13 protein-coding genes are annotated in these 13,239 nt (G+C 60.6%); 2 read left to right on the top strand and 11 right to left on the bottom strand.

Annotated elements, in window-relative coordinates; genetic code table 11:
• A partial coding sequence (locus tag VGL01_RS14180; RefSeq protein WP_331570330.1) for a type II 3-dehydroquinate dehydratase occupies window positions 1–133 on the top strand: 133 nt, incomplete at its 5' end.
• 190 nt (window positions 134–323) lie between these two features.
• Here VGL01_RS14180 and VGL01_RS14175 read toward each other — a convergent pair.
• The 8 genes from VGL01_RS14175 to VGL01_RS14140 form a co-directional block, all read right to left on the bottom strand.
• The gene (locus VGL01_RS14175; RefSeq protein WP_331570326.1) at window positions 324–1,676 is read right to left on the bottom strand and encodes an FAD-binding oxidoreductase; all 1,353 of its coding nucleotides are present in this window, start codon (window positions 1,674–1,676) and stop codon (window positions 324–326) included.
• A gap of 39 nt (window positions 1,677–1,715) precedes the next feature.
• Window positions 1,716–2,930: an MFS transporter gene (locus tag VGL01_RS14170; protein ID WP_331570324.1), complete on the bottom strand. Its 1,215-nt coding sequence runs from the start codon at window positions 2,928–2,930 to the stop codon at window positions 1,716–1,718.
• Entirely contained in the window at window positions 2,927–3,289 is a 363-nt protein-coding gene (locus tag VGL01_RS14165) for a cupin domain-containing protein (protein WP_331570322.1), read from the bottom strand. The genes VGL01_RS14170 and VGL01_RS14165 overlap by 4 nt, the downstream gene beginning before the upstream one ends.
• Complete coding sequence (locus tag VGL01_RS14160; RefSeq protein WP_331570320.1) at window positions 3,286–4,776, bottom strand: methionine--tRNA ligase; 1,491 nt, start codon at window positions 4,774–4,776, stop codon at window positions 3,286–3,288. The genes VGL01_RS14165 and VGL01_RS14160 overlap by 4 nt, the downstream gene beginning before the upstream one ends.
• Window positions 4,776–6,167, bottom strand: coding sequence for a lysine N(6)-hydroxylase/L-ornithine N(5)-oxygenase family protein (locus tag VGL01_RS14155; RefSeq protein WP_331570318.1), 1,392 nt, complete (start codon window positions 6,165–6,167; stop codon window positions 4,776–4,778). The genes VGL01_RS14160 and VGL01_RS14155 overlap by 1 nt, the downstream gene beginning before the upstream one ends.
• Before the next feature lie 44 nt (window positions 6,168–6,211).
• Window positions 6,212–7,777 carry an aspartate aminotransferase family protein gene (locus VGL01_RS14150; RefSeq protein ID WP_331570316.1) on the bottom strand — a complete coding sequence of 522 codons (1,566 nt, stop codon included), beginning with the start codon at window positions 7,775–7,777 and terminating at the stop codon, window positions 6,212–6,214.
• Window positions 7,770–9,305: a diaminobutyrate--2-oxoglutarate transaminase gene (locus VGL01_RS14145; protein ID WP_414720258.1), complete on the bottom strand. Its 1,536-nt coding sequence runs from the start codon at window positions 9,303–9,305 to the stop codon at window positions 7,770–7,772. The genes VGL01_RS14150 and VGL01_RS14145 overlap by 8 nt, the downstream gene beginning before the upstream one ends.
• Window positions 9,306–9,366: 61 nt before the next feature.
• Window positions 9,367–9,813, bottom strand: a complete 447-nt coding sequence (locus VGL01_RS14140) for a GNAT family N-acetyltransferase (RefSeq protein WP_331570314.1) — start codon at window positions 9,811–9,813, stop codon at window positions 9,367–9,369.
• Window positions 9,814–9,926: 113 nt separating this feature from the next.
• On the opposite strand from VGL01_RS14140, the gene VGL01_RS14135 reads away from it, so the two are divergent.
• A complete protein-coding gene (locus tag VGL01_RS14135) occupies window positions 9,927–11,426 on the top strand; it encodes a PLP-dependent aminotransferase family protein (RefSeq protein ID WP_331570312.1) in 1,500 nt (499 codons plus the stop codon).
• Between the two features lie 67 nt (window positions 11,427–11,493).
• Here the strand turns inward: VGL01_RS14135 and VGL01_RS14130 are convergent, their stop codons facing one another.
• From VGL01_RS14130 to VGL01_RS14120, 3 genes are all read right to left on the bottom strand, one after another.
• Window positions 11,494–11,817: a hypothetical protein gene (locus VGL01_RS14130; protein WP_331570310.1), complete on the bottom strand. Its 324-nt coding sequence runs from the start codon at window positions 11,815–11,817 to the stop codon at window positions 11,494–11,496.
• A gap of 250 nt (window positions 11,818–12,067) precedes the next feature.
• Window positions 12,068–12,745: a hypothetical protein gene (locus VGL01_RS14125; protein WP_331570308.1), complete on the bottom strand. Its 678-nt coding sequence runs from the start codon at window positions 12,743–12,745 to the stop codon at window positions 12,068–12,070.
• A 52-nt stretch (window positions 12,746–12,797) separates the two neighbouring features.
• The coding region (locus VGL01_RS14120) for a hypothetical protein (RefSeq protein WP_331570306.1) at window positions 12,798–13,239 on the bottom strand (442 nt) is incomplete at its 5' end.

Genomic DNA, 13,239 nt, shown 5'->3' with positions numbered 1-13,239 from the left:
CATCCATGCGCGCGAGCCGTTCAGGCATCACTCGGTTTTCGCGGAAATCGTGACGGGACAGATTTGTGGATTCGGAATGCACAGCTATCTCATCGCTTTGCGCGCGGCCGTCGCGGAAGTCGATAGGAAGTAAGTGGTCGAGGCGTTTAGGTTCCTATATACCAGCAGGCAGTAGATGACGGCCGAAAACGTAGTATTACTGTCGCCGTGGAGTCGACAGACGTTGCCCACGTTGACGATCGACGGGGCTGAGGTGTTCAACGCGATGCGGTGATCGCTCAACGCCCGGTTTTCAAATCACTTCGAAGATCCGAGTTGAGTGCTCAAAATCCACCATCGAGCTCGATTCGGCTGCCATCACTAAAGCGGCCAAGCCTGAACGGGTGAGGGTCGACGACTGGCGCGTCGTTGGCCACGAGGTCGGCTGTGAGCTTGCCTGCGCCGGGACCGAGCCCGAAGCCGTGCCCCGAGTAGCCCGTTGAGACAATCAGGCCCTGCAGCGTATTAACTGGCGAGATCACAGGCACCGCGTCGGGCGTCACGTCGACATAGCCGGCCCACGACCGAACGATTTCGACGGGCCCCAAATTCGGGAACAGCGCGCGGAAATCGCGCAACGTCACCGCGATGTGAGCGCGCGTCGAAGCCGGATCAAGCGTCCGAGCCGTTTCGAAGACGGTAGGCTGGTCGAGCGGCCACGAACGCGGCTGGCGCAACGCCTCGATGAAGCGACGTCCTAGAGCAAAGCGCATCGAGCGCAACTGCGTTTTGAGAATCGGCCAATACTGGCCAAAGAGCCGGAAGCTGTCCGGTGTCAGTTCGGCCAAGGTGCGCGAGGCACTGGCGACCGAATAGCCGCCATCCAAGCGCTTTCGATAGCCGACACTCCCATGGCACGCGCTGGCTTCCGGCCCGCCTGCAATCGGCGCCGTGCAGAACACTGAGCTGCGGACGGCGAGCTGCGGTATCTCGATGCCGAGGTTCGCGCAAAACAGGCTCGTCCAGGCGCCACCGGCGACCACGACGGATGTGCAACGAATAGAGCCGTGCTCGGTGACCACGCTGCTGACCGCGCCGGCGCTCGTCTCGACGCCGCGCACAGCACACGGCGTTAGGATGGGAACGCCTCGCGCCCGCAATGCCAGCGCCATTGCGGGAACCGCTCGCTCGGGCTCGGCTTGCCCATCCGTAGGTGTAAAGAAGCCACCAGTTATCGCACTGCCGCCGGGTTGCGCAACACCGGGCATCAGCTCCGCGGTCTCGGCTGCCGAAACGACTCGCGAACTCAGCGCTTGATCTCCGAGTAGGGCTCTCGCCCGGCTCAGCCATCGTTCGTGCTCGGCCAACTGATCAGCGTTGCCCGTGGCGTACAGAATGCCGCTTTGCCGGAAACCGGTATCGATCCCGAGCTGCCGGTCCATTTGGCGCCACAGCCGCATGCTTTCGAGGCTGAGCGGCAACTCGCGCAAATCGCGACGCGCCGTCCGGCACCATCCCCAGTTCCGGCCGGACTGCTCACCGGCAATGACGCCTTTTTCACAAACCGCCACGGAGATGCCTTTATCAGAAAGTGCCAGCGCCGTGCAGATACCGACAATGCCGCCGCCGATCACGACGACATCGACCCGGGCAGGCAGGTTTCGGTCTTCGCCAACGGCCATGACACGCACACCCATTTGCAGCTCCAATTGATGCCTATATCACCATCGCCAGATTCAGGGTTTGCTACGGCGCGGCATGAACGGCAGCACCGTCGCGCACAGGTACAAGGTCAGGCCGCCACAGAGCGCGATGAACCAGACCGCCAGCATGTTCATTCCGGCGACGGTCATCGCCGTGCCGGCACCGATCGGGCCTAGGATCGCGCCGACGGAAAACCGTCCCGCGACGACTCGCATGTTGTGGTCGGCCGAGCCTGCGTCGTCGATGGCGGCAGCGTAGGTCGCAAGCGTCAGCAACGCGCGGATGACGCCGGCAAATATCAACACTGCAAGCATCAGAGTGGCCGGAAGACGGGCGACCAGCAATACCGTCGACGAGATCAGCGAAATCGAACCCAGCAGGATCGCACTATGCGTGAGCCCGAGCCGGTCCGCGAGCCAGCCCACCGGGTACTGCGCGAGGGCCGCGCCGATACCGGCATTGACCAGCAGACTCGATGTCATTTCCGGCGTCATTGCTCGCGCATGCGCGAACTGCGGAAGCAATCCATACAATGCTCCATTGCACAGGCCTGCCGTCGCGCCGATCATCGCGCCTGTGCGCATGGTGCTGCTTAGCGATGTCCGGCGAACCGTTCCGGCGGCTCCTCCGCTATCCATCGTGCCGCTCATCGGCGACCATCGCACCCCGACGATCAGCGAAAGCATCGCCGCCAAGACGAAGAGGACACCCCACATCAAGGGGCGCACGCCGACAAGCCCCGTGAGTCGTTCGAACATGGGCCCGATCATCGCTGCGCTGGCGACCAGCAATTCATGTAGGCCAATGATCCGGCCACGCATTCGTGAGGGCGTGCCGCGAAACAACGGTGTCTCGATGCCGATCCAGCGTAGCCCCATCCCGAAGCCGATCATGCCCGCTCCCGGCAGCACCAACGCGCCGGCCGGAACCGCTACCACGCAGAACCCTGCCACCGAAACCAGCAACCCGTAGAACACCGTCCGCCCAAAACCGCTGCGCCCGATCACGCTCGGTGCAAGCATGATCCCGGCCAGCATCCCGATCCACTCGAACGACGCGAACAGCCCCGTCAGCGCGGCGCTGGAGCTGCTCTGCATGAGCCAAAGCGGCAACACGACAAACCCGATGCCGTACTGGCCAATCTGCGCAAGAACGGAAGTCGCTATGAGTGCAGCGACCGGAATCGTGCCGAACGTGCCTTCGTCCTCGCCAGCCGCGCCGACCATCGTCTCTGCCGGATGGCTCACGTTCCGCGCTCGGTCCACCAGACAGAGAAGATGCGCATCGGCTCGACCCCGGTGTTATGCACGCTATGCTCGGTGTTCGGATCGAACGTCAGGCAATCGCCGCTTCGCACATCCGTGACTTCGCCGCGGTAATAGAGCCTGCCTGTACCGGCTGCGATCATCCATACTTCTCGCTCCGGGTGTTTCTCCGGCGGAGAAAAACCGCCAACGGCAACCTCGAAACGCGATGCCTCGAACGTGGTGCCGGCGCGCAAAGAGCCGAAGTCGATTTCCTCTACACGCATCCCCGTTTCCCAAGCCTGCGACGGCTGGAAAGCCAGGAGGATAGGCGAAAGGACTTGATCGTGAGGACCGCTCATACGGTTTCCTCGAATGCTGCGATGGTCGCGTAACTAGGGGAACCCTCGTATCCCAGATTCTTCCAGAGCGCCGACGAGACACCCGGCATAACCGGATACGCAAGAACGCAGAATCCGCGTACATACTGCCGGGCAGCCTGCGGCCGCCATTCCAGCGCGAGCCATTGGTCGATGCAACGCGTTGCCGCCCGCAGGCTGAAATGATCGACGTCGAAAGCCGCGCCCATGTCGGCCACGAGTCGTGCGAGCGTGTCCGCATACGGATCGACTGCGTCATCGCTCCGCCGGACCTCGAGAGCGGATTGCATCTGGGCTAGGCGTGGCTCGACGGTGCGGCGGAACGCTTGGAAGTCGTCGCGGGAGAAATCGCTCGGCCCGGCCTCCGGGCTGGTTTTTGCGAGGAAATAGCGCAACACGTCAGACGATGCACCCAACTCCCGCACCGCCCGGTCAGCCCAGATGCAATGCTGACGACTCGTCGAAAACTTGCGGCCGTCGAGCGTGTAGAAGAAATTCGTCAGATAACGATCGAAGCCGCGGTAGCGGCGGCTATGCTGCGCAAGTGTCTCCACGCCCACGCAGAACGGCACTGTATTGTCAAAGCCGAAGCTGGTCACGTTCACAGTGCCGGAGGCTGTATCGAACGGATTGCGCGCGAGCGCGAGAATCTCCTGCGCGACTTCGCCGCAGAGCACCGACAACATGAAGAGCGCGGTATAGGTGAACACGACCGAAGGCGCAGAAGCCCGCCCATCAGGCCAAGGCTCGCCCCACTCACCTGGATTCGACAGCCGCACCTTGCCCCCCGAAGTCCGCATAAATCGCTCTGCGATACGCCGGACGTCGGCCGGCACACGCATCTCCAGCATCCGCTGCGCGAGAGCCGGCACGTCGGCATCGAGAAAAACGCTGGCCCGCTCGGTGACCTCGACTGTGGCCTCGTCCGGCTCCGCTCGAGGTTCGATCAAATCGCGCGGCGATACTTCCATGCCGCATGCTTCGCAGTGGTAGCCACCCATTTCAACGCCGCAGGAAGGGCAAGTGCCAGCGATCCGACTGCCGACGATCATCCGCCCGCTCCGGCTGCCAATGTGGACTGGTTCGTCGTATGCCTGCAGCAGGCCTTGCGCATTCAGATCGGCCAGCACCTCGCGTGTGAGGCGGTGAAGGCGCTCCCGGTATGGCGGATCGAGCGGATTGAGGAACGCGTCGTAACGAATATCGAGTGCATCGAGGCAATCGGCAATCGCCCGATGGTACTCGGCACAGATCTGCTCGACAGGCTTGTTGTGTTCGTCGGCGCGAGGCAGCACATGCGTCTCGTAGGGGTCGGTCGCCGAGACGAGCGCAACCGTTGCACCATTGCGCCGCAAATGCCGTGCGAGCATGTCCATCTTGAGGAACGGGCCCGCAACATGACCGAGATGGAGCGGGCCATTCGGTGTAGGCATCACGGGGATGAGCACATAAGTAGCGTGAGCGGTCATCAAACAACCTCGATATTCGACTGTGAAGGAGTAGAGGCATGGCTCGCGGGGGACGTGTCGCCGGAGGCGATGCCGGAGTTCGGGCTGGCGACAAGATCCATCCAGCTATCGCCCCCCGCTCCGAACTCCTGAAATGCAACCCTCGATGGCAGGCGATACAGTTCGCGGGCGGCAATCCGGTTGGCGATCCGCGCCGCCCGCCAAGCACCGAGACCGAGGTCCGGTGCACCAATACCGTGTGTGTGCAGCTCCCCGTTTTGGATAAAGATCTGTCCGGGACCACGATGATCTACCCGGTAGTCGGCGTCGATCTTTAGGCGTTTCGATGCGTCGAGGTTCAGCTTGTCGCCGAGTCCATCGAGAAACGACGGCAACGAGTAGCGATAGCCCGAGCCGGCGATGATCGCGTCGACCGAAATCGAAAATGCGAGCCCTGTTTGCAGGTGCACGAACTGTGCGTCGAGCCGCCCGTCCGCGGTAGGCTCGACTTGGCGCAATTCGCTGCAAGCACGCAAATGTACTGGAACCGGCGTGCCGCCGGCACTGCGGTGGTAGAGGCGGTCGTAGATGTCCGCGATCGTCTTGAAGCTGATGCCCTTATAGAAGAGACCTTGCTGGGGCACCACGCGGTCCTTGACCTCTTGGGGAAGCCCATGGAAATACGTGGTGTAGTCCGGAGTGAAATGCTCGAGCCCCAGCTTTGAATATTCCATCGGCAAAAAACCCGCGGCTCGCGTATACCAGTGCAGCTCGAATTGCGGCCGGCCTTCGTCGTTGAATTGCTTGTCGATCAAGGCATGCACCACCTCAGCCGCGGACTGGCCCGATCCGAGCACCAGCACACGCTGTTTTGTCGCGATATCGAAGCGATCCGCGTAGTCGGCTGTATGCATGACCTTTCCCGGAAATCGTCGCGCAAGCGTCTGCAGGCACGCCGGCAACCATGGTTGCGTCCCGGTGCCGAGCACGAGATTACGGGCGTAATAGACGCGTTCCCCGTGCGCTTCCCGCGCGGTGACGCGATAGCAATCGTCCATCGCGTCCACGCCGACAACTTCACTTCCGAAATGCAGGCTCGGAAGCTGATGGCTGACCCATTGGCAATAGTGGTCATACTCCCGGCGCGGGATATGAAAATTCTCGAAGACGTAGAACTTGTACAGGCGATCATGAGCCTGCAGGTAGTTCAGAAAACCGAAGCGGCTGGTGGGCGCGACGAGACTCACCAGGTCGGCAAGAAACGGCACCTGCAGCGTGGTTCCCTCGAGCAACATGCCTGGATGCCAGCTGAAGCTCGGCTTGCGTTCGAGAAATACCGCGCGGTCGAGCCCCGCTTCGGCGAGCAGCGCCGCCAAGCTAAGATTGAACGGGCCAATGCCGACGCCGATCACATCGAGTATGCCCGCGGGCGTCGGTGCGGATTCCATGTGTTTCATCATGCGGTCTCCCCCAAGACCGTCCCAACGGACCCAGCCACGCCCTCCGGGCGCAGCGAGCGAGAGCGGGCGTTGGGGCCGTTTATGGTCTGCGCCCCGTACTCGACGGCCAAGCGCTTGAGGTGCCGCATGAGATCGACGATATGCGACGTATCGGTAGCCGGATTGAGCAACGTCATTTTCAGAGCTGTTCGGCCATCGCGGCGCGTCACGCCCAAGTTGGCGATCCCCTGGTTCAACAGGCCATACGCCACCGATTGGTGAAGCGCGTCGCGCTCGAGTTCGTCCATATATGGCGCCTGAAGCCTGAACAGGACACTGGCAAGTTGGGGCGGCTGGATCAGCTCGAACGCCGGGTCAGCTTCGAGGGTCTCGGCGACTTCGCGTGCAAGGTCAATACCAGCGTCGACAAGTTCGCCGAAGCGGCGCGCACCGAGGCTGCGCAAGCTCGTCCATAGTTTCAGCGCATCGAATCGGCGTGTCGTCTGAAGCGACCGGTCGACCAGATTGGGAATCCCGAGTTCTTCGTCTTCGGCCGGATTGAGATAATCGGCATGCTCGCGCATTGCGTTGAAATGGTGGCCCTCTCTGAGCAAGAATGCGCTGCAGCTGATTGGCTGGAAGAAGTGCTTATGGAAGTCGAGTGCGACCGAGTCGGCGCGCTCGACTCCGTTCAGTTGGCCCCGGTATTTCTCTGACAGCAGAAGTGCTCCGCCCCACGCGGCATCGACGTGCAGCCAAATGCCGTACATCGCGGCGCAATCCGCCAGCCGGGAGAGCGGATCGATGGCGCCTGCATCGGTGGTGCCGGCGGTCGCCACGATCGCGAAGACGATCTGGCCGTCGTCCGCAGCTTTTTTGAGCGCGTCCTCAAGCGCCCGCATATCCATGCGATCGTCTCGATCGACAGGAACACTGATGCACGCATCGCCGCCGAGCCCGAGCAGATAAAGTGCTTGGCGCACCGAAAAGTGAGCCTTTTCCGAGCACACCACCTTGAGCCGGGCCGCATCGGTGGGCAAGCCCAGCTTGCGCACCGAACGCTTCCAATGTGCGGCGACCGCATGGTCGCGCGCCAGCAGCAACCCCATCAAGTTGCTCTGCGTGCCGCCGCTCGTGAACACGCCGGCATCCCCCGTGCCGTAGCCCAGCCGAGCGCGTAGCCACGACAGCATGTGCTGCTCGAGTACCGTCGCTGCCGGACCTTGGTCCCACGAGTCCATCGATTGGTTGGCGGCATTGAGCAGCACCTCGGCGCCCTGCGCGCTCAACGTCGTCGGACAATGCAAATGCGCGATGCAGAGCGGATGATGAACCTGCAAGCTCCCGGAAAGCACGATCTGCGCCGCATCGGTGAGTGCTTGTGCGTCGCCGACGCCGACTTCAGGCAGTACCTCGATAATGCTCAGGCGAGCGCCAAGCGCTTGGGGCGTGTCGCCGTTGAACAGGGCTCCGTCTTCGAGCCACGCACCCGCCATTCGCACCGCTTCGTCCATCACGAATCGGTAGCGCTGTCCGCTTCCTACACCACAAGACGTCAGACTTTCCAGCCGGCTGTTACGCATGTTCCGCAGCCTCCGTTGCCGGCTTGCTCTGCGTCGCGCTGGACAACGCTTGATCGAGCCGCTCGAGGGCGCAGCAGAGTTCAGCTTGACTGATGTTCAGGGGCGGCAACAAACGCAACACCGCGCCATGCCGGCCGCCGCGCTCGATAATCAGTCCGTTGGCGAAGCACTCGGCCTGAACGCGCGCAGCCAACTCCGGATTGACGGGATAGCTGCCTAGCGGGTCCGCGGGCTGCGCCTTATCGACGATTTCGATACCGAACATCAGGCCACGGCCTCGAACGTCGCCAACGCAGGGATGCTTGCCGGTAAGCTTGTGCAGACCTGCGCGCATCTGCTCGCCACGTGAGCCGACTTGCGACAACAGACCATCCCGCTCGATGACGTGCATAGTGGCGAGGCCGGCCGCCATCGCCATCTGATTGCCGCGGAATGTGCCGGTGTGAGCGCCCGGCAGCCATTCGTCCCATTGCTTGCGGTAAGCCAGTACCGCAAGTGGTAGCCCTCCTCCGACCGCTTTGGAAATGACGATCATGTCGGGGACGATGCCGGACCGTTCAAATGCGAACCAATCGCCGGTGCGGCCAATGCCGGCCTGCACTTCGTCGAGGATCAGCGCGATGCCGCGCGCCTGCGTTGCCGCGCGCAAGCGGCGCAACCACGCATCGGGAGCGGGAATCACCCCGCCTTCACCCTGGACCGCTTCAACGATGACCGCAGCCGGTTGCGTCACACCGCTCTCGACGTCGTCGAGAAAGCACTCCAGGTAAGTGGCAAGCGCATTCTCGCCTTGCTCGCCGCCCAAGCCGAGCGGGCAACGGTAGCTATACGGGAACGGCATGAATTGCACGCCGGGCATCAGCGACGACACGGAGCGCTTTGGTGCCAGGTTGCCCGTAACGCTCAGCGCACCATGCGTCATGCCGTGGTATCCGCCGGAAAAGCTAAGAATCGAAGCGCGTCCCGTTGCCGTCTTGGCCAGCTTCAATGCTGCTTCCACCGCGTCGGCCCCCGTCGGACCGCAGAACTGCAGCCGCCAATCGGACGCATTGCCGGGCAACAGACTGAGCAGTTTCTCGGAAAACTCGTCCTTTAGCGGGGTAGTGAGATCAAGCGTGTGCAGCGGCAAGCCGTTTTGCAATACCGCCCCGATTGCCTTGGTGACATCCGGGTGGTTGTGCCCCAGCGCGAGCGTGCCCGCGCCGGCCAGACAATCCAGATATTGCCGGCCCTCAACATCCGTTATGCAGGAACCGCTGGCGGAGCGGATCGCGATCGGTATTTTGCGCGGATAGCTACGCGCATTCGATTCGAACTTGGCCTGTCGATCCAAGAAATATCGATTACTTGTATTACTCGCGTCAAATTTCTGCATCGTCGCACTCGAAATGATTTTGTTCACGGGTTCGTTATCCACAAGCAAGGCTCTGCCCTCGTTCTGGCTGGAGATCATTGCAAATTCACCTTTTTTTATCCAAACCCCGGATATGCGGGACGGCCTTGCTCGGGGCGCCAAACCGGTGAGCAATCCAACTGCTGACATAAAAAACGGACGCGCAACTCTCGCGACGTCGTGCACCCGGGCGACCTTATCGAATCGAAAGGTTGTAGGTATAGAAAATCTCGTCACGCTTCCAGCCGAGACTTTCGTAGAGCGCCTGAGCACCGAAATTCTGCTTGGCCGTCGTCAGATCCACACGGGCCTTGCCCTCAGTCTGTGCCTGCCCGATGGCTGCCAGCAGAAGCTGCTTCGCCACACCGGCACGCCGGGCGTTGGGCGCGACGAAGAGATCATATAAAATGTAGATAGGCACGGCCGCGACCGAGCAAAACGTCGGATATAGTTGACACAGGCCGACCAGCGTACCGTTGCCGGCATCAGCCACAAAAATGACTGATTCAGAATTTTCTATTCTGTCCGATATGAAACGCACTGCGAGGCCAATGTCCGGGTTCTGCCCATAAAAAATCCGGTAATCATTAAATAGCCGCGCCACTCCTTCCAGGTCACCGGATCGATATTTTCTAATATTCATTGAGTTCATTCTGAAATAGCTTGTTAACGGCCATCGACGTCGGGGCGAGAATCATACCGCGCTCAATGGCACAAAAAAAAGTCCACCATCTCAATAAAATTTGGAACCACGATATGGACCTCGCGCCCCTAGTATCATCGTTCTCCGCGCAGAAAAGCATGGCTGGGCAAAGCCAGCAGGCAGCGCTTTACAACTGCTTGCGTGATTTGTTGATGGACGGTCAGATCCCTGCGGGCACAAGGCTCGTGTCGACGCGCGCACTCGCGATAGAGCTCGACATTTCGAGAAATTCCGTGGTCTACGCGTACGAAAGGCTTGCGGAAGAAGGTTTCGTGGCGGCCACGCGAAACGGCACGACCACCGTGTGGGACGGAAAGGTTCATGCGCGCGAGGAAAGCGAAAGCTGTTTGCAGTCGGTTCGCCTGGCCGATCGAGTCATCGGACTGGAAAATCCGTACCCCGAACCCGACACGATGTTGCCGTTCGTGCCGGGGCTGCCGTCGCTTGAAGAATTTCCGCTCCATCAATGGCGCCGCTGCGTGGAGCGCGCATGGAGAAACATCAGGCCCGCGCATCTCGCCTACGGACCGGCCGAAGGCATGCCGGAATTACGCAAGGCCGTTGCGGCCTATATCCGTATTTCCCGGGGCGTACGTTGCGATACCGAGCAGGTGTTCATCACGGACGGCACTCAGAGCAGCCTGGAACTGTGCGCACGCATGCTGTCGAATCCCGGTGAATACGGCTGGTTGGAAAACCCCTGCTACAACGGCGCACGGACTGCGTTCCGATCGACCGGACTGCAAGTCGTGCCGATTGAGGTCGATCACGAAGGGCTCGCGCCGACCGAAGATCAGTGGCGAAACCATCCGCCCAAGCTGATCTACCTGACCCCATCCCATCAGTATCCGCTCGGCTGGCTGATGAGCGCGCGGCGGCGCAGTGCGCTCGCCGAAAGGGCTCGCGCATGCGGCGCCTGGATCATAGAAGACGACTACGACAGCGAATTCCGTTGCGGCGGACAGCCGCTCCCCGCCATCCAGGGCTTGTTTGCCAATGCGCCTGTCTGCTACCTCGGCACGTTCAGCAAGACAATGTTTCCCGCGTTGCGGCTCGGCTTCATGGTCGTACCGGACATGCTGGTGAACCGTTTCACGCACACGTTGCGTGAGCTCGTGCATCGTGGTCATCCGGCCGAGCAATTGGCTATGGCCGACTTTATCGACAGCGGTCTGTTCGCGCGACATTTGCGCCGCATGAGGACGTTGTATTCCCACCGTCGCAACTGCCTCAAAGCTGCACTGGCCCGCCACCTCGGTGCAAGCTTGAGTGTCCGGGAGAGCCCGGGCGGCATGCATCTTTCGTCGGAACTCGTGTTGCCGCTCCAGGATACCGAAATCGCTCGCGTTGCGTCGGGCTTCGGTCTGATGCTCCAGCCGCTTAGCAGCTATCGGGTCGGCCACGGCCGGATGTATAACGGCTTCGTATTGGGCTATTCGGGATTGCGTGAAGCGATCATCGAGGAGGCCGCGGCGCAGTTCGGTGCGGTCATCGAGCAGCAGGAACGCGTCGGCAGTAACGAGTCCAAGCACGCCATGCGCGCGCTCTCATGACCGCCCGCCGTCCCGGAAAAGGCGAGCAACGTCCGTTAGGAAGTAAGTGGTCGAGGCGTTCACGTTCTTACACCGGGAGGGGCGTACGGGTAACGATTCCATCGAACCAGTTGTCGAGATAGGTCGCGAGGTCATTGAGTGCTTCGCGCGTATCCCAGCGCACGGGCGAGTGAACACATATGCCGCCCATCGCCTGAATGCCAAGATCAAAGGCTGTCGTATTTCTCCATCCGGTGTCATTGACGACAAGGCCGATGCGCTTATGGGTAAGACTCTGAGGCATGCGCCGCTCTTTCCAGAGTTTGGCCATATCTTGAGCGCGCTCGATAATCTTCAGAAGCTCGAGTGTCTCAAGATCGTCAACTGCGAGAAGGTCACGTTTCTTTCGCATCGTCTTGATCTGTCACAGTGTCGACGGCAATACATGGAGTGCGCAGCGTAACATCCGCTCGCGATAAAAGTTGCATTCGATTGTCGATAATCTGTGCCAAGGTATCGAACGTCCGTAGCTGGCCGCACGCGGTCCATGACGACGGACGGGAGTCGGCCCAAACCCGACGCTCAATTTTTCGAGTAGCGGACTTCGTGGCCTCGCTGTAGCGGTGTCGAAGCGCCCCGAAGGCAAAGGCCATGTCTCGCAGCTACCCGCGACTCATAACATGCTTCTGTTGAAGTGCGATATGGATATCGTTTTCTTCCTTTGAGTAGCCCAGCAGAGAGCCTTGCATTCTTTCGAAGCCCTCGTTCCATCCAGCGCACTTCCACGTTTCCATCAACAGCACGTAGGCGGGGATTCTCCACGCTTCTCCGGGTAGCGCATAGAACACCCTTCTGATCCGATGCGTCGCATCGACCTCGAACGGTTCGAGGTATTCGTGCTTCACAAAACGGCCCGCCGCCACGAAGGCGTCGAACTTTGCTTCGGGAAAGAACCTTGAAGGTTTGCCGGACAATCCGTCCTCGTCTTCGAAAGCGCTGAACGGCTTGCGTCCCGCTAGCATCAGCAACAATTCGCGGTTGGTATGAAGCAAGTACGGATGTTCGTCGTAACCTCGCCTCAGTCTTAAGTGCGCCAATCTGTCACGGTCAATGCGAAGCTCGTAGACCTCACTCAGCGACTCGATATCTCGCTCGTCCAACTCATAGCATGCCCAAGAGTCGAAGGAATCGATCCTCAAGATTCTGCAAAGATCGGAAATGTCCGGAACATTAAGGCTATGCGTCTGGATGATGCTTTCCGTCTCTTGGTCGTAAACTTCGACCACACAAATCGCGGGACCGTGGACAGCTCGTTGGTTAAGATCGTTCTCGCTTGTCATTAGATGTTGGCCTCGCGTCCTTTACGATGATCATGGTCGGGTTTTCGCCAATTTACTGTGCGTCCCGCAACGCTTTCTCCCATGCAGGGGCATCCTCGGCAAGTTCGCGATAGCAATCGAGTTTCGCCAGTTGTCGGCCACTTGCGATATCGACTAGCACGCACCCCATGTTGAAGTGCAAGGATCCAGTCTGATAGGTGACCTGGTTTCCGTTTTCCCAAAACATCCATTTCCACACCAATGGATTTCCTTGGATTCGACGGACAACGTGCCCCCACTGGGCGATAACCAAGGTGCTGGGGTAGCCGCGACCGTCCGGAGACGGATAGATCACCGTCCAACCTTCAAGACCTTTCGGCCCCGCCCGATGCACTGACTCGCGGGGCTCGTCTGCCTGCGACGGCTGATGAGCCAAAGCAGCGTCTGATAACAGGAGCATGCCGATCATAGCCAGCCTTCTGGCGGTGCATTGCATGATTGATGAGAGCGGAGTG

This window comes from Trinickia sp., assembly GCF_036503415.1.
Lineage (GTDB): Bacteria > Pseudomonadota > Gammaproteobacteria > Burkholderiales > Burkholderiaceae > Trinickia.
The sequence above is the reverse complement of the archived record's forward strand: the minus strand, read 5'-3'. Positions and strand labels throughout refer to the sequence as shown.

Excerpts from the sequence above, each read along its gene's own strand:
- VGL01_RS14160 (WP_331570320.1), bottom strand. The coding sequence starts at position 4,776 with ATGACCGCTCACGCTACTTATGTGCTCATCCCCGTGATGCCTACACCG.
- VGL01_RS14130 (WP_331570310.1), bottom strand. The coding sequence starts at position 11,817 with ATGCGAAAGAAACGTGACCTTCTCGCAGTTGACGATCTTGAGACACTC.
- VGL01_RS14135 (WP_331570312.1), top strand. The coding sequence starts at position 9,927 with ATGGACCTCGCGCCCCTAGTATCATCGTTCTCCGCGCAGAAAAGCATG.
- VGL01_RS14165 (WP_331570322.1), bottom strand. The coding sequence starts at position 3,289 with ATGAGCGGTCCTCACGATCAAGTCCTTTCGCCTATCCTCCTGGCTTTC.
- VGL01_RS14175 (WP_331570326.1), bottom strand. The coding sequence starts at position 1,676 with ATGGGTGTGCGTGTCATGGCCGTTGGCGAAGACCGAAACCTGCCTGCC.
- VGL01_RS14140 (WP_331570314.1), bottom strand. The coding sequence starts at position 9,813 with ATGAATATTAGAAAATATCGATCCGGTGACCTGGAAGGAGTGGCGCGG.
- VGL01_RS14125 (WP_331570308.1), bottom strand. The coding sequence starts at position 12,745 with ATGACAAGCGAGAACGATCTTAACCAACGAGCTGTCCACGGTCCCGCG.
- VGL01_RS14150 (WP_331570316.1), bottom strand. The coding sequence starts at position 7,777 with ATGCGTAACAGCCGGCTGGAAAGTCTGACGTCTTGTGGTGTAGGAAGC.